We start from the raw sequence: 20623 nt of genomic DNA, 5'->3' as shown, positions 1-20623 counted from the left end.
CCACATGCACGGCCCGGTCGAGCGCGACCACGCTTTCAAGGGGCTGTCCTTCATCCATCCCGAACGCTTCCAGGAAGACGGCTGGGCGCCGCCGGGCTTCACCGCCTTTGTCTCTTCGATCATCGAGTCCGGTGTCGATCCGAGCCGCATGGACGGCATAAGGTCACAGCTGAAGTCGATCGGGCTCGAACCTTATGATTGCCTCAATCCAGGACTGATGGACTATATCGCCACCTGGACGGCCAAGAGATCCGGCGCGTTGCCGGCCTAGTAGCCGCTCGACTATCATCGATCGAGCCGGGCGACGCCGCCCGGCTCTTTCACATTTGGAACAACGATGCCCGCACCTGCTATTCTCGTCGATGCCGACGCTTGCCCGGTGAAGGCCGAGGTCGAAAAAGTCGCCGAGCGGCACGGTATCGTCGTCACCTTCGTCTCCAATGGCGGCTTGCGTCCGTCGCGCGATCCGATGATCCGCAATGTCGTCGTCTCCAAGGGCGCCGATGCCGCCGACGACTGGATCGTCGAAAATGCCCGGTCCAACGACATTGTGGTGACCGCCGATATCCCGCTTGCCGCCCGCGCTGTGGCGCTTGGCGCCCACGTACTTGGTCCGACCGGACGCCCGTTTACGCCCGAAACGATCGGCATGGCGATTGCAATGCGCGATCTCAAGCAGCATCTGCGCGAGACCGGCGAAAGCAAGGGCTACAATTCGAGCTTCGCGCCGCAGGATCGCTCGCGGTTCCTAGGCGAGCTTGACCGCATCCTACGGCGAGCGCTGAAATCCGCGTCAGCGGACTGAAGGCCATGGCGACTGGTACCCCGACCAAAATGCCCATGCGACCCCACACGCCGTTCGCGGTGTCGGCCTGCATCGGCGTGGCAGCCTTTGGCGCCGCGCTGGTCTGGCGTGCGCCGCTTGCCTATTCGATCGGCGCCAATCTGTTCTTTGCCGCCTATCTCGTTCTTGTCATCGCCCATATGCCGCGGCTTACCGGCAGCTATCTGCGCAAGAATGCAGGCGACACGGACCTGCCGGTACTGGCCATCTTCGCGGTCACGCTGATTGTCGTCGCTATTGCCATCATTTCGTTGTTTCAATTGATCAACAGGGAGAAGAGCGCGGACACCGTCGAGCTTACGGTGGCGCTGCTGTCTATCCCGCTTGGCTGGTTGACCATCCATGCGATGGCCGCACTTCACTACGCGCATATCTACTGGTTGGATGGCGATGCGATGGATGGCGACACAAAAAAGAAAATTCCGGTCGGCGGCCTCGACTTCCCGGGCGGCAAGCGGCCGGAAGGCTCGGATTTCCTCTATTTCGCCACGGTGATCGGCATGACGGCGCAAACCGCCGACACCAACATCACGACCTCGCAAATGCGCCGTGTCGTGCTTGTGCACTCGATCCTGTCGTTCTTCTTCAACACGGTCATCGTGGCAGCCGCGGTCAACCTCGCCGTCAGCCTCGGCAGTCCGTAATAAATCCGTGATCGGGTGAAACATCGCTTAGGCTGGCGACGTATTGGGAGGAGAAGAGATCTGACGAGGCCGCGACGAACGCGCGGCCGGAGGGAACAACAAATGGAATCGCTTGCCAGAAACCAAGCCGCCGGAGCAGATACCGCCGCGCCGAGTGATGCGACGCTGATCTATCGGCAGTCGCGCTGGACGCGGCTGACGCATTGGCTGTGGGCGATCGCGCTGTTCTTCATGCTGCTTTCCGGCCTGCAGATCTTCAACGCCCGCCCGCAGCTCTATATCGGCAAGGAGTCGGGTTTTGGCTACAACAACACCGTCTTCGCCATTGGCGCCGAGAATACGGCGACTGGCCCGCGCGGCTATACCGAAATCTTCGGCAAGCGCTTCGATACCACTGGCGTGCTCGGCTGGTCGGGTCCGGCCGGCCAGGAGACCTCCCGTGCCTTCCCGTCCTGGGCGACGATCCCTTCCTATTACGATCTCGGCACCGCGCGCGTCGTTCATTTCTTCTTTGCCTGGGTGCTGACCACCACGCTGCTGGTCTGGCTGGTCGCCAGCCTGATCAACGGCCATTTGCGCCGCGATCTTGCCCCGCGCCTCGATGATTTCAGGCGCTTGCCGCGAGACATTGTCGAGCACGCCAAGCTCAGGTTCCATCACACGCGCGACTACAACACGCTGCAGAAGATGGCCTATGGCGGCGTGCTGTTCGTGCTGCTGCCGCTGATGATCATCACCGGCCTTGCCATGTCGCCGAGCATGGATTCGGTGCTGCCGTTCCTGAATGATCTGCTCGGCGGCCGGCAGACGGCGCGCACCATTCATTTCACGGTGATGCTGCTGCTCGTCGCCTTCTTCATTATCCACATCCTGATGATCCTGGCCGCCGGCCCGATTAACGAGCTGCGCTCCATCATCACCGGGTGGTACCGAACCGACCCGCCGGCGCATGGCGACAATGCGCCAGAGAGGAGTGCCTGACATGGCGAAATTCGAGATCAGCCCCAAGCTACAGATAAGCCGAAGAAAGTTCCTGACCTCGGCCAGCCTCGGCCTTTCCGGCATCATGCTGTCGGGCTGCGACGCCTTCGACAGCCAGCTTGGCGTCGGCGACAGCCTGCGCAGCTTCCTCGAAAGCGCCAATGGCCTGACCTGGCGGGCGCAGCGACTGCTTGCCGGCGCTGATGCGCTGGCGCCGGAGTTCACCGAGGCCGACATTCGCCAGCCGCAGCGGCCGAACGGTGTCACCGCACCGGACGACGATTTCTACAAGGGCCTGCTCGCCAGCGATTTCGCCGACTGGCGGCTGGAGGTTTCAGGCCTCGTCGAAAAACCGCTGTCGCTGAGCCGCGAGCAGCTGATGAACATGCCGAGCCGCACCCAGATCACCCGCCACGACTGCGTCGAAGGCTGGAGCTGCATTGCCAAATGGACCGGCACGCCGCTGTCGCTGGTGCTCGACCAGGCAGTGGTCAAGCCGCAGGCGCGCTACGTCATGTTCCACTGCCTCGATACGATCGACCGCAGCCTGGCCGGCGACATCAAATATTACGGCTCGATCGACCTGGTCGATGCCCGTCATCCGCAGACGATCCTTGCCTATGGCCTCAACGGCAAGCCGTTGCCGGTCGAGAACGGCGCGCCGCTGCGCGTCCGCGTCGAGCGCCAGCTCGGCTACAAGATGCCGAAATACCTCTACAAGATCGAGCTGGTCGACGGCTTCGCCAATATCGGCGGCGGCAGAGGCGGCTATTGGGAGGACAATGGCTACGACTGGTACGGCGGCATCTGACCGAAACCTGACCTAAGCTTCATCTAACTGTCGTCGTCGCTGTCGTCGCCGGCGCTGCGCAGGGCCGGATTCAGGTCAGGATTGTCGTCAGGGGTGACAAGCTTGCCCAGCCCATGCGGTCCCTGGTAGTTGCCGTGGGTATCGAAGTTGGGGTTGCCCTGATTGTCGAATTGCGGCGTCGGATCGATCAATTGGTCGTAACGGCGCGGGCGCGGCTTCGGATAGTAATTATCGGAATGATGGCGATGCGAATTGCCGTTGTCGAGAATGGCGCCTACCACGCCGCCGACGATAATGGCTGCGGCGACGTCGCCAGCAGAGGGATTGCGGTTGGGGCCGGCGACTGCGAATTCGGCCGAGCAACCATTGTCGACCCAGATGCCGCCGCCGTCATAGCCCCAGCTTCTACCGTATACGCAACGCGCCTTCGAAAGCCTGGAGGTCAACTGCACGCCGCGGCGCGTATCGACCCCGCAATAGGAATAGCGGTAATCGGCGCTGGAGCAGACCACGCGTTTTGCCCCCGCAGCCTGCGCTGCCGCCGGCAGCAGCGAAAGCTTCGCCGGATTGCCCAGGATGCAAACCAGGAACATCATCGAACCGGTAACCGTCATCCGTGTCGACATCGCAACTCTCCATCAGGGTCCGCTATCGACAGAATGGCACCTCTGTGTAAATCTGACAACCGGACGGGCTCAGCGAGGTTATATTAATGCGCGCTAAGATGATCGCTACAACTATACTTGCCCTTTCTGCCTGGTTGGCTTTGTCGCTGCTGCCAGCCCGGGCGGACGACAGCCTCAAGCGCATCATCGACCAGAAGACACTGACGATCGGCGTGGCGCTCAACCCGCCATGGATCCTCAAGAAGGCCGACGGGAAGTTCGCCGGCTATGATGTCGACCTGACCAGTGCGCTGGCGTCTGATCTCGGCGTCGACCTGAAGCTGGTCGAGGTGCCCTGGAACGACCTCAAGACAAGACTGCTCAAGGGTGATTTCGACATGATCGCGGCGGGCTACGCCAGCACGCCGGAACGCGCACGCGAGGTGGTGTTCTCCAACCAGACCGGTACCGCCGATATCCGTATGGTTGCGACGATCGCCAGTCTTGGGAAAAGGCCGGGAAAGGCAGTGGCGGCGCCGGGATACAAGATTGCCGTGCTGTCCAATTCCACCGATGAAGCCGCCGCGAAGGAAGCTTTTCCCAAGGCGACCATCCTGTCTTTCGACAATACCTCCGATGTTTTCGCCGCGATCATCGGCGGCGACGCACAGGCGATGGTCGCGACATCGCCAACGCCCCAAATGGCCGCCAGGCTCTATGACGCGAAGTTGACGATGGTGGGCGGCCCGCTGTTGCGGACGCCGGAAGCGTTTGCGATGCGCCCGGACGATGTCCGCCTCATCCAATACGTCAACAACTGGATCGGCGCGCGCACCGCCGACGGCACCATAGGCGGCGTGCGCCGCTACTGGTTCGGCAGCTTCAAATGGATGTCGCGCTTCCAGACAGCTAAGTCCGAGCCCGCCAAGCAATAGGGTCGTGACCTGTTATGCAACCTTGTCGATTAGCGGCTTCAGCGCCGGATGGATTTCCGGCGAGGCGTGCTTGATCAGCGTCAGCAGCGCACGCTCGTTCTCCTGCAGCGGCCGGTCGCCGATGTGTTCAGCAAGCCACTTCGCTTCGCCGGCATCGACCGTCTCGGCCCGGCGGGCCAGTGCCTCGGCTGCCTTGTTCTTGGACTCCCATTCGGCTTCGATATCGCCCGGTGAGCGATAGGCTTCCATGATGCCGGACAGGCCGCCCGATACCATGCGGCTGAAGAACCCGCCGATCTCCGGATCGGCCTGTTCGAAAAAAGCATCCCGGCGCAGCGCCACGTCGCGCACCGGCGGTTCGTAGCCGGCCGAACACATGACGAAATTGGCGATCGCCTTGACGAATAGATCGTTCCAGGACGGATCGTTGTCGCCCGCCGCTGTCCGCTCGTTGATCTCGAACAGCACCTCGGCCTCGGCGCGGCTGATGGCGATGTTGCCATCGCCGCCGTAGGCGTAAAGGATGCGGCGCAACAGCTCGACCTCAGCCTTGGCAATCGACCCAGGGATAAGCCTGCCGCCGGTCATCAGCGGCCCCTTGCCGTCCACAACCGCATGAGCGACCTGCTCCAGCGCATAGCTGGAAAGCGTGCTCGGCGATGATTTGGCAACTTCCAGCACATGCACCAGCAGCTCGAGTTCGGTCTGGCTGTCGACCATGCCGTCGCGCGAAATCGTCCGGATCAGCCAGTCGGCATTGTCCTGCGAAACATAGCCCGCCGGCTTTTCCTGGTGGACGATGAAATCGGTGACGGCCTCGACGAAAAACTCGAGCCATTCCGTGCATTTGTCCCTCGCCGTTGCATCCAGCGCAAACAGCGCCTCGGCCTCGCCGCGCGTTACCACGCCGTCGCCGAACACTTCGCCGCGCAGCATGACCACGTCTTCCGCCGTGATCCGATTTTTCGAGGTCAGCCCGGCCACCGGCGCGCTCATGATCAATTCGCCCATTTTCTTCCCCGCCCGCCGCCGGTAATTGCCCGCCCTTATGCGGTATATCGGCAAGGTCTTGAGAAACCGGCAAGCGGCGTGGTTAGCGAAGGCTTGCCTGTAAAGAAGGCCCGCAGAAGACTTGGCAGTAAAAATGTCGCCGGCAGGTGACAAGGTGTCGTCCACGGGCTATGGATGACGAGTCGAGGGCTCTTGACCGAGTCCTACCTGTTTGCGGGAGAGAGCAGCGAGAGCTGCCGCCGAAGGGGAAATCGCCCGAAATCTCTCAGGCAAAAGAACCGTAGACGGGAAAGACACTCTGGAAAGTCGGGGCTTGCCCCCGCGCCGAAGGTGTAAGCGCTGCCGACAGAGTTACGGGGCGCGAGTCTCTCAGGCTTCAGACAGAGGGGCACGGACTGGTCGCCATTCGCGGCCGCTTGCGTGCGACTCTGGAGATGACATGACGGGCGACGACACCAAACACCTTCCCCTCGAAGATCTGCACATGGCAGCTGGTGCGCGCTTTGGCGCCTTCGCCGGCTGGTCGATGCCGCTGACCTATCCGGCCGGCGTGATGAAGGAGCACCTGCACAGCCGTGAGTATGCCGGCCTGTTCGACATCTCGCACATGAAGCTGTTCGAAATCAGCGGTACGGGGCCAGCAGCGCTTCTGAACCGCGCCTGCCCGTTCGATGCCGGCGCGCTTGAGGTTTCCCAGTCCAAATACACGTTCTTCCTCAATGAGGCGGCCGGCATTCTGGACGATCTGATCGTCACCAGGCTCGGCGCCGAGCGCTTCATGATGGTCGCCAATGCCGGCAACGCCGCCGCCGACGAAAAGCATCTGCGCGCACTGGCCAAAAATTTCGATGCAGAGGGCGATTTCGATGTAAAAGTGGATGCGCTCGACCGCGTCTTCCTGGCCATCCAGGGCCCCGAGGCGTGGGCTGCCCTTTCCCGCGCTGGCATCGAGACCGGTTCGCTGGTGTTCATGCACGGCATCGAGCCGCGCGAAAAATGGTTCATGAGCCGGTCCGGCTATACCGGCGAAGACGGCTTCGAGATCGGCCTGCCGGAAGCGGATGCAAGAAACCTCGTCGCCAGGCTGCTCGAGGACGAGCGGGTGATGTGGGTCGGCCTTGCCGCCCGCGACAGCCTGCGGCTCGAAGCCGGACTGTGCCTGCACGGGCTGGACATCACGCCGGAGATCGATCCGGCCAGCGCCGGGCTGATGTGGGCCATCCCCAAGGAGGTTCGCGCCTCTGGCGCCTTCATCGGCGCCGATGCGCTGCGCGCCATCCTGGAGCGCGGTCCGGCGCAAAAACGCGTCGGCCTGAAGCCGGAAGGCCGCCAGCCGGTGCGCGCCGGTGCTGCCCTTTTCGATGCTGACGGCAACCCTGCCGGCCATGTCACCTCAGGCGGCTTCGGCCCCTCGGCCGGTCATCCGGTCGCCATGGGCTACGTCCAGACGCCGCTTGCCAAATCCGGCGCAAAACTGTTCGCCGATGTCCGCGGGACGAAAATCCCGGTCGACATCCACCCCCTGCCCTTCACGCCCCATCGCTACCGCAAAGGATGATTTCAATGGCAAAGACCTATTTCACCGAAGATCACGAATGGCTGCGCGTCGAGGGCGGCATCGCCACGGTCGGCATCACCGACTACGCACAGCAGCAGCTCGGCGATCTCGTCTTCGTCGAGCTGCCGGAACTGGGCAGAAAACTGGCCAAGGGCGACACCGCCGTGGTGGTCGAATCGGTCAAGGCCGCATCGGATGTCTACGCGCCCGTCGACGGCGAGATCACCGAGGCCAACACCTCGCTGTCATCGGATCCTTCACTCGTCAATTCGGCGGCAACCAGCGACGGGTGGTTGTGGAAGATGAAGCTGGCCAATGAAAGCCAGCTCGACGGACTCCTCGATGAAGCCGCTTACAAAGCCCATATTGGTTGATAGCAGGACGAGGAAGATGACCGCAGCACCCTACCCCTTCTCGGCTCGCCATATCGGCCCGGGCCTCCATGACGTCAGAGCCATGCTGGCGACGATCGGCGTTCCTTCGGTCGAGACCCTGATCAGTCAGGCAGTGCCGAAGTCGATCCGGCTCGACCGGCCGCTGGCCCTGCCCGCCCCCGCAAGCGAAGCGGAAGCGCTGACCGAGCTCGCGGCGACGATGGCAAAGAACACGGTGCTGAAGAGCTTCATCGGTGCCGGGTATCATGGCGTCCACGTGCCGCCGGTGATCCAGCGCAACCTGTTCGAGAACCCGGCCTGGTATACGGCTTACACGCCTTACCAAGCCGAGATCAGCCAGGGCCGGCTGGAAATGCTGTTCAACTTCCAGACGCTGGTGACAGAACTGACCGGCCTGCCGGTGGCGTCGGCCTCGCTGCTCGACGAGGCGACGGCGGTGGCCGAAGCTGTCGGCATTGCGCTGCGCCATCATCGCGACAAGCGCACCAAGGTGGCACTGGCCGGCACGCCGCACCCGCAGACGCTGGACGTCGTGCGCACCCGCGCCGAGCCGCTCGGCATCGAGGTCGACGGCGAGGTGATCGACGACAACACCGCCGCCCTGCTGGTCTCCTGGCCCGATACATTCGGCGTCTACGGCGACCACAAGGCAGCGATCGACAGGGCCCGTGCTGCCGGCGCGCTGGTCGTCTTCATCGCCGACCCGCTTGGCCTGACGCTGACCGATGCGCCGGCCAGGCTTGGCGCCGACATCGCCGTCGGCCCGATGCAGCGTTTTGGCGTGCCGATGGGCTTTGGCGGGCCGCACGCCGCCTATTGCGCCGTCTCCGACAGGCTGACGCGGCTGATGCCCGGCCGGCTCGTTGGCCAGTCGACGGATAGCAAGGGCCGTCCCGGTTATCGCCTCGCTTTGCAGACACGCGAACAGCATATCCGCCGCGACAAGGCGACGTCCAACATCTGCACCGCACAGGCGCTGCTCGCCAATATGGCGACGGCCTACGCGATCTGGCATGGCCCTGCCGGGCTGCAGGCGATTGCCGGCCGCGTCCACACGCTGGCCAACCGCCTGGCTGCCGGCCTCAAGGCAGCGGGCGTTTCGGTGCTCGGCGACAGCCGCTTCGACACTGTGACCGTGGAAGTGAAGGGCAGAGCCGGCGCGATTGCCGCCGCCGCAGAAAAGACCGGCCGGCTGCTGCGCGTCATCGACGCCGACCATGTCGGCATCAGCTTCGACGAGACCTCCACTGAAGCCGATCTGGAGGCAATCGCAGCGCTTTTCGGCGCCAAGGCCGACGTTGCCGCCGGCAGTTCCATGCCAGGAACACCGCGCGGCAAGGAGTTCCTCACCCAGCCCGTCTTCCGCGAAAACCACTCGGAAACCGACATGATGCGCTTCCTGCGCCGGCTGGCCGACAAGGACCTGGCGCTCGACCGCGCCATGATCCCGCTCGGCTCCTGCACCATGAAGCTCAACGCCGCCGCCGAAATGATGCCGGTGAGCTGGCCTGATGTCGCCAACCTGCATCCCTTCGCGCCGGCAAACCATTCGATAGGCTATCGCGCCATGATCGACGATCTGGAAGGCTGGCTGGCCGAGATCACCGGCTTCGACGCGGTGACCCTGCAGCCCAATGCCGGCAGCCAGGGCGAATATGCCGGGCTGCTCGCCATTCGCGGCTATCATCTGTCGCGCGGCGAGGGCCATCGCACCGTCTGCCTGATCCCGTCCTCGGCGCATGGCACCAATCCGGCAAGTGCGGCCATGGCCGGCATGAGCGTCGTCGTCGTGCGCTGCACCGAGGACGGCAATATCGACATGGCCGACCTGCAGGCCAAGGCAGCCGAGCATGCGAACAACCTTGCGGCGCTGATGTTCACCTATCCTTCGACGCATGGCGTCTTCGAGGAAGGCGCGCGCGACCTTTGTGCCCTCGTCCACAGCCATGGCGGCCAGGTCTATTTCGACGGCGCCAACCTCAACGCGCTGGTCGGCCTCGCCCGTCCCGGCGATATCGGCGCCGATGTCTGCCACATGAACCTGCACAAGACCTTCTGCATCCCGCATGGCGGCGGCGGCCCCGGTGTCGGCCCGATCGGCGTCAAGGCGCACCTGAAGCCATATCTGCCCGGCCACGTCACCGAAGGCTCGGCCCATGCCGTGGCGGCGGCACCGTTCGGCAGTGCCTCCATCCTGCCGATCACCTGGATGTATATTCGTATGATGGGCGCTTCCGGCCTGAAGCAGGCGACCGAGACGGCGATCATCTCCGCCAACTATGTGGCGACGCGGCTCGGCGAGCATTTCCCCCTGCTTTACAAAGGGCGCAACGGACGCGTTGCGCATGAATGCATCCTCGACACCCGCGTGCTCAAAGACAGCGCCGGCATCAGCGTCGACGATATCGCCAAGCGGCTGATCGACTATGGCTTCCATGCACCGACCATGTCGTTCCCGGTGGCCGGCACACTGATGGTGGAGCCGACCGAGTCCGAGCCCAAGCGCGAGCTGGATCGCTTCTGCGAGGCCATGATCGCCATAGCCGGCGAGGCAGCCAAGGTGGCGAAGGGCGAATGGCCGTTGGGCGACAATCCTCTGGTCAACGCGCCGCACACCGCCGCCGAGGCGTTGGCCGGCCAGTGGACCCATCCCTATTCGCGCCTGGAGGCGGCCTACCCCGCCGGCGATGCCGACACGACGGCAAAATACTGGCCGCCGGTGTCACGCATCGACAATGTCGCCGGCGACCGCAACCTTGTCTGCTCCTGCCCGCCGCTGTCGGAATATCTGGGTGCGGCGGAATAGATCATGATCCCGAAAAGTGGAATCCGGTTTTCGGACAAGATCATGGGTCTAACAAGAAGATAGAAACCTCAATCAGGCAGAACGCAAGGCCGGCCCGTCGGCCTTGCTCGCCCGGTCCCGAAGGACGACGCGATTTCGCCCGGCGCGCTTTGCCGCATAGAGTGCTGCGTCGGCTTCGGCCAGCACATCGTCGAGACCGGTGCCGTTTGTTCCACCAAAGCCGATGCCGCCGCTGACTGTGCTTCGCAACGGACCAAGTTGGGTGGCCACGACTTCCGTGCCGAAGGCAACGCTGATCTTGCTCGCAATGTCATAGGCCTTCTCTTCCGTCATCCGCGACATGACGAGCACGAATTCCTCGCCGCCCAACCGGAAGGCGTCGACGCCGGTCCGGGCGTATTTCCTGATGACGGCGGCAAAGCGGCACAGAACCTGGTCGCCGACCGGGTGACCGAATACGTCGTTCGTCCTCTTGAAATGGTCAAGGTCGAACATGGCAACGGACATGAACGGACCGAAGACCCGCTCGCCGTAGAGTGCCGTCAACGCCCGCCGATTCATCAGCCCGGTCAATGGATCGGTCATCGTCTCGGCCTTCAGTTCGATCTGCGCCTGCAAATGGTGCAGGGAGAGCGTCAATGCGCCGAGCCCGGTCATGCAGGCGACGGCCACGACGGAATTCACCCGCTCGGCCCAATTGTCGGGCGCAACACCCAGCACCCATTGGCCCGTGACCAGCAGGACCGCGCCGCAAAGTCCGAACGACAGCGCACAGACGCCGCTCAGGAACGAGACGACCAGCAATATCCGGCGATCGTGACCACCCTCAATCCAGAACATCGCCCCGATAAGCGAGAGCAGCGCCGTTACCGTCGCGTAGGTGACAATGAAGCCGACACCATCAAACCCGAGATACGTCGCACCCGCGCAAACAGCCATCGCAGCCAAGGTCGGCAAGATGGCCCGCCTGTAGTCGCGCATGCTGAGATATTGCATGGCCGACAGGCAGAGAATCAGGAAGCCGAGGCTGAGAAGCACAAGCACGATCTGGCAAAGCCAGGCGCTTGGATCCCTGGTGTAATGCCAGAACAACACGACATGTGCGACCAGCACGAGAATGCCGCAGGCCACCGTCAGCACAAAGCGTGCCTGTGGCGCGCTGAACCAGATCGCAAACATGGTGATGCTAAGGCACGTGCCCGACAGCGCCGCCGCGAGCAAGAGCGAACTGTAATCCAACATGCTTAAGCGACAGCCTCTTGAGGGTTCCACTGCATTCTAGGTCAGCGACAGTTCGCGGATATCGTTTTTCAGCCAACCTTGCGGCGTAACCTTCGGACAAGGTTTACAAAGCGTCGATGCTCCAGGCTTCGACCCCATTTCCGCCGCTTGGCTGTCGAATGGTTTTGCAGTAAGAGGCTCTATCCTCGAACGTAACAGGAACCTCCGTCGCCTGCCCGCGAAAAGCGTGGCAGTATCGGATGGTGATTCGCAGCATCGGAATCCAGGATCGGCATGGACGACAATAACGATCTTTTCGCCAAATTCGACAAGCAGCCGCAACCGGCTCGCGCCGCCGCGCGCCCGGCCGACCCGCTGGTGCAGGCGGCGAAGCGGCCGGCGCCCCGCGACGCCAGCGAGAGCTACAGTGCCGCCGATATCGAAGTGCTGGAGGGGCTGGAGCCGGTGCGCCGCCGCCCAGGCATGTACATTGGCGGCACCGACGACAAGGCGATGCACCATCTGTTCGCCGAGGTCATCGACAATTCGATGGACGAGGCGGTCGCCGGCCATGCGACCTTCATCGATGTCGAGCTTTCCGCCGACGGATACCTGTCCGTAACCGACAACGGCCGCGGCATTCCGGTCGATCCGCACCCGAAATTCAAGAAGCCGGCGCTCGAACTCATCATGACGACGCTGCATTCAGGCGGCAAGTTCGACAGCAAGGTTTACGAGACGTCCGGCGGCCTGCACGGTGTCGGCGTTTCCGTGGTCAACGCGCTGTCCGACCATCTCGAGGTCGAGGTCGCGATTGGGCGCAAGCTCTATCGCCAGCGCTTCTCGCGAGGCGTTCCGGTGACCGGCCTGGAGCAGCTCGGCGAGGTGCACAACCGCCGCGGCACGAAGATCCGCTTCCATCCAGACGAGCAGATTTTCGGCAAGGGTGCTGCTTTCGAGCCGGCGCGGCTCTACCGCATGGCGCGGTCAAAGGCCTACCTGTTCGGCGGTGTCGAAATCCGCTGGACCTGCGATCCCTCGCTGATCAAGGAAAAGGACACGACGCCGGCCAAGGCAGAATTCCATTTTCCGGGCGGCCTCAAGGATTATCTGAAAGCCTCGCTCGGCGACGAATTCCAGGTGACCCGTGAAATGTTTGCCGGCAAGAGCGAGAAGCAGGGCGGTCACGGTTCGCTCGAATGGGCGGTGACCTGGTTCGGCGGCGACGGTTTTATCAATTCCTATTGCAACACCATCCCGACCGCGGAGGGCGGCACGCATGAGGCCGGCTTCCGCAACGTCCTGACGCGCGGCTTGCGCGCTTATGCCGACCTGGTCGGCAACAAGCGCGCCTCGATCGTCACTTCCGAGGATGTGATGATCTCGGCGGCGGGCATGCTGTCGGTGTTCATCCGCGAACCGGAATTCGTCGGCCAGACCAAGGACAGGTTGGCGACGATCGAGGCGATCCGCATCGTCGAAAGCGCTATCCGCGACCCGTTCGACCATTGGCTGGCCGACAATCCGCAGGAAGCTTCGAAACTGCTCGAATGGGTGATCGCGCGCGCCGACGAGCGGGTGCGCCGCCGCCAGGAAAAGGAAGTGTCGCGCAAGAGTGCGGTGCGCAAGCTGCGCCTGCCCGGCAAGCTCGCCGACTGCACGCAGAATGCCGCCGCCGGTGCCGAGCTGTTCATCGTCGAGGGCGATTCGGCCGGCGGTTCGGCAAAGCAGGCGCGCGACCGCGCCAGCCAGGCGGTGCTGCCCCTGCGCGGCAAGATCCTCAACGTCGCCAGCGCCGGCAACGACAAGCTTGCCGCCAACCAGCAGATATCCGACCTCATCCAGGCGCTTGGCTGCGGCACGCGCTCGAGATACCGCGACGAAGACCTGCGCTACGACCGGGTCATCATCATGACCGATGCCGACGTCGACGGCGCCCATATCGCCTCGCTGCTGATCACCTTTTTCTACCAGGAGATGCCAAGCCTGGTCCGCGGCGGCCATCTCTATCTGGCGGTGCCGCCGCTCTATTCGATCCGGCAAGGCGGCAAGGTCGCCTATGCTCGCAACGACGCGCACAAGGACGAACTCCTGCGCACCGAATTCACCGGGCGCGGCAAGGTCGAAATCGGCCGCTTCAAGGGGCTGGGCGAAATGATGGCCGCCCAGCTCAAGGAAACCACCATGGACCCGAAAAAGCGCACGCTGCTGCGGGTCGACGTTATCGATGCCGAGGCGGCGACCAAGGATGCGGTCGACGCATTGATGGGGACCAAGCCCGAGGCCCGTTTCCGGTTCATCCAGGAACGCGCGGAATTCGCCGAGACGGAAGTGCTGGATATCTGAGCTCCCGCCGCTAGCTTGGCCTTCTGAGCTGGAGACGAGCACTTGACCTGGGCGCGGCTGAAGGACGATATCGGCACGCGGATCGATGGCCTGACGCGGCCGACGCGCTCGGACTGGATCTTTGCCCTGCGCACCGTTTCGGCCGGCCTCATCGCGATTTTGGCCGCCTATGCGCTGAAGCTCGACCACCCGCAATGGGCGATGATGACGGTGTTCATCGTCGCACAGCCGGTCGCCGGCATGGTGCTGGCGAAGGGGTTTTATCGTCTCCTCGGCACGCTTGCCGGCGCGCTGGCGGCGATCGGCATTACCACTGTTTTCGATGCCAACCCGTGGTTGCTGGTTGCAGTTCTTGCCGTCTGGACCGGCATCTGCTCGCTGGTCTCGTCGCTGCTACGCAATCCGGAAGCCTATGGCGCGGCGCTTGCCGGCTACACCGCGATGATCATAGGCCTGCCGGCTTTCGGCCAGCCGCACCTCGTCATCGATCTCGCCGTGGCGCGCTGCGCGGAAATCGTGCTTGGTATCGTCTGCGCTGCGCTGACCAGCCGGCTGATCCTGCCGAAACTGGCCGCCGACGCCATCATCTCAAGACTGAAACGCAGCATTCTCGACCTGGCGGCCTATGCGGACGGCGCTTTTTCCGGCGGCGATGCGGAAAAGCTTGCCGGGCTGCACCGCAAGCTGATCGGCGACGTCCAGACGCTCGGCGAGATGCGCACTTACGCAAGGCTGGAGGGGCCGAGCCTCGCCACCCGCGCCTATCCGGTCCGGCGTACCATCGGCCAGCTTCTGTCGGCCCTGTCAGCGGCGCGTGCGCTGCATGCCCACGCCGCGCCGAAGAATGCAGCCCTCATCCCCGTTCGCGCCGAGTTGCAGGCCGTTGTCGGCGAACTGGTAGCCAAGCCGGGCGCGCTGGACGATACGGCGCCCTGGGTGGCGCGGCTCGACGCAATCGCCGGCAAGGCGCGGCAGATGCCTGACATCGCGGCCGGGCAAGACATTAACTGGGCTGGCACTGTCACACGCCTGACCATTGCCGCCGACTTCGCCGAGGCAATGCAGCAAGTGCTGCGCGGCCTGGATGCACTGCGCTCTCCCCCGTCTCGTGCCAGTCGCGAACGGCGGCAGCCAGCGCTGGTGGTGCACCGCGATTACCGTGCGGCATCGCGCAATGCCGTGCGCGCAGCAATCGCCACGCTCCTGGTCGCCGGCTTCTGGCTGGCGACGAAATGGTCGGACGCGACCGGCACGGTCATTCTGGTCGCCGTCGTCTCCAGCTTGTTCGCCGCGCGCGCCGATCCGATCCGGTCGGCATGGAACTTCTTCGAGGGCACGTTGCTCGCCCTGCCGTTCGCGTTTGTGGTCGGGCAGATAGCACTTCCAGCGCTGCCGGGCTTTGGCTGGTTCGCGGTTTTCGTCGTCCCGATCCTGGTGCCAGCGGCACTGGGCATGGCCAATCCGCGCTACGTCGGCGTGGCAACGGCCTTTGCCATCAATTTCCTCGCCTTCCTCAGCCCACATCAGGTCATGACCTACGATCCGGAGCCGTTCCTCGCCAATTCGGCAGCGGTCCTTGTCGGCATTCTTCTGGCGATCGGCGTCTTCGCCGTCGTGCTGCCCGCCGACCCCTGGGTTACAGTCAACCGCATCCTGCAAACCATGCGCGAAGATCTTGCACGCCTTTGCCTGCACGACCGCCTGCCGCGGCGATCGGCCTTCGAAAGCCTTGCCTACGACCGGATCAACCAGTTGATGCCACTGCTGCAGAACGCCGGCAAGAAAGGCGACGCGGTTCTCGGCGGCGGCATAGCTGCGGTTACCGTCGGCCTCGAAATCCTACGGCTGCGCAACGCGCAGCAAAGTTCCACGATGCCATCCGAAACGGCACTTTCCATCACCAATTTCCTGCGCGGGCTGGCGCGCGAACTGCTGTTCAGGCGCGTCGGCGAGCCGCAGACGGCGACCGTCGCAGTCGCCAGGCAGTATGCAGCAGGCATCGCGGAGCGCAGCGTCGCAGCCGAAATGCTGCAGACCGCCGCCTCGCTGCGCATCATCGCCGCCGCGATCGAGGATTTTCCGGATTTTTTCGCGAAAGACCGGGTTTAGGCAGCAGCGATCGCCAGCGCGTGCCCGCGTGCGTTCTCGCGCAGCGCGTCGAGATGGATCGATTTGACCAGCCCGGCGAGATCGCCTTCGGCGGACTGTCCGCCCAATTCCTTCAGCATCAGCCAACTGACTTCCTGGACGCCGGCGAGGCGTTTGCCATTGGCGACCTCGCGCCAGACCTTCAGCGCGCGCAGAATGATGGCGTGGGTGGCGGCGGTAAGCCCGGCGCTGCGGAACAGTGCCTGCAGAGCCACGTCATGCCCGCCGGCCAGCAGTGCCCTCACCCGTTGCTCGGACTGTTGGCTGAGCGCGACCAGCGCCGAGCCAAAGAAGTCGACCTTGCCGTGCGCAATGGTGCGGATGACGAAGCTTGCGGTCAGGTCGCCGCGCAGGCGCAGATGTTCGACAAGTGCGGTATGTTCCTCTGCACGCGTGCCTTCGATCAGTGTCACGGAGGCTTTGACGCAAGCATCGCGCATGACGCGCTCGGCCCTGGCGGCGCCCATCAGCGCCAGCACCAGCGGCGAGCCCTTGAGCGTCTCGCCCACTTTGACCAGCAGCAAATGCCGGCAATCGGCGGGCAGGCGCGCGTCGGCAATCAGCGCTTCGCGCACCAGAGGCAGGTGGCCGTGCCGCTCGGCCATGCGCCGAAAGCTGATCGATGCGATATCGGCGCCGCTGTTGGCGAGCAGCGTGGCGCAGGCTTCCGGCTCGCCGATCTCGGCGATCGCCGCCGCAACCGACATCGAGACGCGTGGCCGGTCGGCGATCACCTTCTGCGTCGCCTTCTGGCCGCCGGCAACCCGATCGATCAGGTCGGCATCGGTGAGCAGCGGCGAGCGCGCCAGCACCAAGGCTGCGACTTCCGGCTGGTCCGAGGCCAGCGCGCTGACGATCTGCGGCGGCGCATGATGGCTCATGGAAAGCGCGTCGGCGATCGCCAGCCGCACCTTCGACGATGCGTCGTCGAGCAGCAACGTCAGCGCCGCCTCGGCAGCGCAGCGGTCCTCGAAAGGCAGCTCCGAGTCGACATAGGCGCGAGCCAGCGCGCTTGCCGCCGCAGCACGCTCCGACACCTTCGCCGTATGGATCCATTTCAGGAAATGCGAAACGACCATGTCGCCTGCTTACGCCCCTTGCCAGAACGCTTCTGACCCTGGTGGAGACCGTAGGCACAAATGGTTTACGAACGGTTCACCATGTTCGTTAACTGGCTTGCGAGCGCGATATGCAACGCCTATCAACCCTGAAGCAGCGGAGGAGATCGACCATGGCCGGGCTTTATCTTGAGGAGTTCGCTGTCGGCCAAGTGTTCACGCACACGCTGCGCAAGACCGTGACCGAAAGCGACAACATGTTGTTTTCGGTGATGACGTTGAACCCGCAGCCGCTGCACATCGACTTCGACTTCGCGGCGAAGAGCGAATGGGGCAAACCGCTGGTCAATTCGCTGTTCACGCTGGGCCTGATGATCGGCATCTCGGTCAATGACATCACCGTCGGCACCACCATCGCCAATCTCGGCATGAAGGAGACGGTGTTTCCACATCCCGTCTTCCATGGCGACACCATTCGCGTCGAGACCACGGTGGTTTCGGTGCGCGATTCCAGGTCGAAACCGGACCGCGGTATCGTCGAGTTCGAGCACCGCGCCTATAACCAGAACGATGTGCTGGTTGCCAAATGCACGAGGCAAGCCATGATGGTGAAAAAGGCATAGCCGATGCGTTCTCTGCTCTTCGTTCCCGGCGATTCGGAAAAGAAGCTGGAGAAGGGCTTTGGCGTGGGCGCCGACGTGGTCATCATCGATCTCGAGGACTCGATTGCTGCGCAGAACAAGGGGTTGGCGCGCGACACAGCGGCGCGTTTTATCGCCGCGCACAGGCACCGGACCAGCTCCGCGATCTATGTGCGCGTCAATGACCTTTCGACCGGACTGACCGACGACGATCTGGCGGCGCTCGTGCCAGCAAAACCAGACGGCATCATGCTGCCTAAGTCGAACAGCGGACTGGATGTCCAGCATCTCTCGGCCAAGCTCAGGGTGCACGAAGCCGAAAGCGGCCTGCCGGATGGAGCGATAAGGATCCTGCCGATCATCACAGAAACGGCCGCAGGCGTCTTGGCCGCAGCGACCTACGCCCGTGCAAGCGCGCGGCTTGTCGGCGTCACCTGGGGGGCGGAAGATTTGTCGGCGGCGATTGGCGCGCGCGCGACGCGCGACGCGAATGGCCGCTACATGGATGTGTTCCGCCTCGCCCGCTCCATGACCATGCTTGCCGCAAGTGCCGCGGAAGTCGCGGCAATCGACACCGTCTTTCCGGATTTTCGCGACATGGCCGGCTTCGAGGCCGAATGCGCTGAGGCCGAGCGCGACGGCTTCACCGGCAAGATGGCGATCCATCCGGCGCAGGTGCCGGTCATCAACGCCGCCTTCACGCCTTCGGCGCAAGCGGTGAAAAGCGCCCTGGCGATCGTCGAGGCGTTCGAGGCGGCAGGAAATCCCGGCGTCGTCGGCATGGATGGCAAGATGTACGACCGGCCGCATCTCAAGCTCGCAGAGCGGCTCCTGGCGCGAGCCAAGGCATCGGAGCTTGATCCTTAGGGGTCTGTTCCGCGCCGAAATTATCCCACCCACGGCCCTGAATAGTCGGCATAGAGCTTTGCCGGATCGGGCCGCGGTCGTTCCGGCGCTGGCCCCTGGTAGGAGCCGATATGGACGAAGCCGACGACCCGCTCATGCGGCGCCAGGCCGAGGATCGCCCTGCCCTCGGGCACGTCGGAATACCAGTTGCTGATCATGTTGGTGCCGTAGCCCAGCGCATTGGCGGCAAGCATCAGGTTCATCGCCGCCATGCCGCCGGACAGGAACATCTCCCATTGCGGGATCTTTGGGTTTTCCCTGGGGATAGAAATCACGCCGATGACCAGCGGCGCGCGCGAAAAGCGCGCCAGTTCCTGGTTGCGGCGGCCTTCCGGCAGCGGCCCTTCGCGCTGATCGGCAAGTTCTGCCAGCTTCTTGCCGATCTCGATGCGGGCCTCGCCGCGATAAAGGATGAAACGCCAAGGCTCCAGCCGGCCATGGTCCGGCACCCGCGAGGCGGCGGCGATCATCGTCGCGATCTCCGCATCGCCCGGTGCCGGTTCTTTCAAATCCGGGATCGGCGCGGAATTTCGGGTCAGCAGAAGATCGATGATCGGCGACGCCATGGGCGCAAGTCTCCTGGAATTTGAGCTGAAGCGCACCATCGGGACATCGGGCGGCTTGGGCATTGGCGCGGCGCGCCGGACAAAGAGCCCTGTAGCAGAAGCCGACCGGACTCTTAAGCCTTGAAATTGCCACCGCCTTGGGCTTCAACGCAAGGCATGTTTGAGGGGACATTGCGTCTTTTCCTGATAGGGCTCGCTGCCGCACTGTTGATGGTGCCGGTTTCGCTTGCCGTCGCCCAGGATGTGGACGGCCTCGGCGAGCTGAAGCTTCCCGGAATTTCGGGCTATGCGCCTCCGAAAAGCGAGACATCGCTGGCATTGGGCAGCAGCGGGGCGATCACGCTGTCGGCGCAATTGACCGACAAGGGCGCCGACATCACGCGCGGCATAGTCTGGCGCGTCTTCAAACCCGAATCGGCCAGCGACGGCAAGCTGCCGATGGTCGCCTCCGCTCATGGCGGCACCGCCATATTCCAGCTCGAGCCGGGTTCGTATCTGGTCCACGCCTCCTACGGGCGGGCCGGCGCCACCAAGCGCATCACCGTCGGCAAGGAAGCCAAGCGCGAGAGCCTCGTGCTCGATGCCGGCGGCCTCAAGCTCGATGCCGTGCTGTCCGGCGGGGTACGCATACCGCCGAAGAAGCTGCGCTTCTCGATCTATGAGAGCCACGCCGCGGCCGATGGCGATCGCGCCCTGATCATACCCGATGTCGAGCCGAACAGCGTCGTGCGGCTCAATGCCGGCACCTACCACGTCGTGTCGACCTATGGCGCGGTGAACGCGGTCATCCGCTCCGACATCCGCGTCGAGGCCGGCAAGCTGACCGAAGCGACCGTCGAGCACCGTGCCGCCGAGATGACCATGAAGCTGGTGCGCGAACCAGGCGGCGAGGCGATCGCCGACACCTCCTGGTCCCTGCTCAATGAATCCGGCGATCCGATCAAGGAAACCGTCGGCGCCTTTGCCTCGATGGTGCTGGCCGAGGGCGACTACACCATCATCGCCAAGAACCGCGACCGCATCTACCAGAAGGATTTTACGGTGGTGGCTGGGCACAACCAGGACATCGAGGTTCTGGCCACCGAGGCTTCGGCCATCGATTCCGAGGAAGGCGCCGACTGAGGCGCGCCCCTCTAAGCTGCCTTGC

The 20623-nt window shown here is 63.7% G+C and carries 18 protein-coding genes, 1 pseudogene and 1 riboswitch; of the genes and pseudogenes, 14 read left to right on the top strand and 5 right to left on the bottom strand.

Annotated elements, in window-relative coordinates:
* The 5 genes and pseudogenes from NKI70_RS21510 to NKI70_RS21490 form a co-directional block, all read left to right on the top strand.
* Nucleotides 1–271: pseudogene (locus tag NKI70_RS21510) on the top strand (S-(hydroxymethyl)glutathione synthase); the annotation flags it as partial.
* Nucleotides 272–337: 66 nt separating this feature from the next.
* Nucleotides 338–805, top strand: a complete 468-nt coding sequence (locus tag NKI70_RS21505) for a YaiI/YqxD family protein (protein ID WP_023678856.1) — start codon at nucleotides 338–340, stop codon at nucleotides 803–805.
* Between the two features lie 5 nt (nucleotides 806–810).
* Entirely contained in the window at nucleotides 811–1488 is a 678-nt protein-coding gene (locus tag NKI70_RS21500; RefSeq protein WP_352697757.1) for a DUF1345 domain-containing protein, read from the top strand.
* A gap of 102 nt (nucleotides 1489–1590) precedes the next feature.
* On the top strand, nucleotides 1591–2469 hold the full coding sequence (locus NKI70_RS21495) for a cytochrome b/b6 domain-containing protein (protein WP_352454437.1): 879 nt from the start codon (nucleotides 1591–1593) through the stop codon (nucleotides 2467–2469).
* A gap of 1 nt (nucleotide 2470) precedes the next feature.
* Nucleotides 2471–3280, top strand: a complete 810-nt coding sequence (locus tag NKI70_RS21490) for a molybdopterin-binding protein (protein ID WP_352454438.1) — start codon at nucleotides 2471–2473, stop codon at nucleotides 3278–3280.
* A 23-nt stretch (nucleotides 3281–3303) separates the two neighbouring features.
* On the opposite strand, the gene NKI70_RS21485 is transcribed toward NKI70_RS21490, so the two are convergent.
* A complete protein-coding gene (locus NKI70_RS21485) occupies nucleotides 3304–3906 on the bottom strand; it encodes a DUF3011 domain-containing protein (protein ID WP_352724880.1) in 603 nt (200 codons plus the stop codon).
* A gap of 98 nt (nucleotides 3907–4004) precedes the next feature.
* Here NKI70_RS21485 and NKI70_RS21480 point away from each other — a divergent pair, with 98 nt between their 5' ends.
* Complete coding sequence (locus NKI70_RS21480) at nucleotides 4005–4820, top strand: transporter substrate-binding domain-containing protein (RefSeq protein WP_352697762.1); 816 nt, start codon at nucleotides 4005–4007, stop codon at nucleotides 4818–4820.
* A gap of 12 nt (nucleotides 4821–4832) precedes the next feature.
* Here NKI70_RS21480 and NKI70_RS21475 read toward each other — a convergent pair whose 3' ends face one another.
* Nucleotides 4833–5831, bottom strand: a complete 999-nt coding sequence (locus NKI70_RS21475) for a hypothetical protein (protein WP_352647828.1) — start codon at nucleotides 5829–5831, stop codon at nucleotides 4833–4835.
* 204 nt (nucleotides 5832–6035) lie between these two features.
* A riboswitch (glycine riboswitch) is annotated at nucleotides 6036–6122 on the top strand.
* A 148-nt stretch (nucleotides 6123–6270) separates the two neighbouring features.
* Here NKI70_RS21475 and gcvT point away from each other — a divergent pair.
* The 3 genes from gcvT to gcvP are packed head-to-tail and all read left to right on the top strand — an operon-like array spanning nucleotide 6271 to nucleotide 10590.
* Complete coding sequence (gcvT, locus tag NKI70_RS21470) at nucleotides 6271–7389, top strand: glycine cleavage system aminomethyltransferase GcvT (protein WP_352697764.1); 1119 nt, start codon at nucleotides 6271–6273, stop codon at nucleotides 7387–7389.
* A gap of 5 nt (nucleotides 7390–7394) precedes the next feature.
* Complete coding sequence (gene gcvH / locus NKI70_RS21465; RefSeq protein WP_352587970.1) at nucleotides 7395–7763, top strand: glycine cleavage system protein GcvH; 369 nt, start codon at nucleotides 7395–7397, stop codon at nucleotides 7761–7763.
* A gap of 16 nt (nucleotides 7764–7779) precedes the next feature.
* Entirely contained in the window at nucleotides 7780–10590 is a 2811-nt protein-coding gene (gene gcvP / locus NKI70_RS21460) for an aminomethyl-transferring glycine dehydrogenase (protein WP_352697766.1), read from the top strand.
* Nucleotides 10591–10662: 72 nt separating this feature from the next.
* Here gcvP and NKI70_RS21455 read toward each other — a convergent pair whose 3' ends face one another.
* On the bottom strand, nucleotides 10663–11832 hold the full coding sequence (locus NKI70_RS21455; protein ID WP_352697768.1) for a GGDEF domain-containing protein: 1170 nt from the start codon (nucleotides 11830–11832) through the stop codon (nucleotides 10663–10665).
* A gap of 273 nt (nucleotides 11833–12105) precedes the next feature.
* Between NKI70_RS21455 and parE the strand changes: the two genes are divergently transcribed.
* Nucleotides 12106–14157 (top strand): DNA topoisomerase IV subunit B, encoded by a 2052-nt coding sequence (gene parE / locus NKI70_RS21450; protein WP_352647821.1) that lies wholly within the window; start codon nucleotides 12106–12108, stop codon nucleotides 14155–14157.
* Nucleotides 14158–14199: 42 nt separating this feature from the next.
* A complete protein-coding gene (locus NKI70_RS21445; protein WP_352697770.1) occupies nucleotides 14200–16266 on the top strand; it encodes an FUSC family protein in 2067 nt (688 codons plus the stop codon).
* Here NKI70_RS21445 and NKI70_RS21440 read toward each other — a convergent pair.
* Entirely contained in the window at nucleotides 16263–17384 is a 1122-nt protein-coding gene (locus tag NKI70_RS21440; RefSeq protein WP_023678870.1) for a DUF2336 domain-containing protein, read from the bottom strand. The two genes, NKI70_RS21445 and NKI70_RS21440, sit on opposite strands and share 4 nt — an antisense overlap.
* Nucleotides 17385–17494: 110 nt before the next feature.
* Between NKI70_RS21440 and NKI70_RS21435 the strand changes: the two genes are divergently transcribed.
* Both NKI70_RS21435 and NKI70_RS21430 read left to right on the top strand, forming a co-directional pair.
* The gene (locus NKI70_RS21435) at nucleotides 17495–17986 is read left to right on the top strand and encodes a MaoC family dehydratase (RefSeq protein WP_502897748.1); all 492 of its coding nucleotides are present in this window, start codon (nucleotides 17495–17497) and stop codon (nucleotides 17984–17986) included.
* Nucleotides 17987–17989: 3 nt separating this feature from the next.
* Nucleotides 17990–18871 carry an HpcH/HpaI aldolase/citrate lyase family protein gene (locus NKI70_RS21430; protein WP_352697774.1) on the top strand — a complete coding sequence of 294 codons (882 nt, stop codon included), beginning with the start codon at nucleotides 17990–17992 and terminating at the stop codon, nucleotides 18869–18871.
* A 20-nt stretch (nucleotides 18872–18891) separates the two neighbouring features.
* On the opposite strand, the gene NKI70_RS21425 is transcribed toward NKI70_RS21430, so the two are convergent.
* Nucleotides 18892–19476: a nitroreductase family protein gene (locus tag NKI70_RS21425; RefSeq protein ID WP_352454450.1), complete on the bottom strand. Its 585-nt coding sequence runs from the start codon at nucleotides 19474–19476 to the stop codon at nucleotides 18892–18894.
* Nucleotides 19477–19632: 156 nt separating this feature from the next.
* Between NKI70_RS21425 and NKI70_RS21420 the strand changes: the two genes are divergently transcribed.
* The gene (locus tag NKI70_RS21420; RefSeq protein WP_352697776.1) at nucleotides 19633–20598 is read left to right on the top strand and encodes an RgsD C-terminal domain-containing protein; all 966 of its coding nucleotides are present in this window, start codon (nucleotides 19633–19635) and stop codon (nucleotides 20596–20598) included.
* Nucleotides 20599–20623 lie beyond the last annotated feature (25 nt).

This window comes from Mesorhizobium sp. M0500 (assembly GCF_040321165.1).
GTDB lineage: Bacteria > Pseudomonadota > Alphaproteobacteria > Rhizobiales > Rhizobiaceae > Mesorhizobium.
This window is presented reverse-complemented; position numbering and strand designations above follow the sequence as displayed.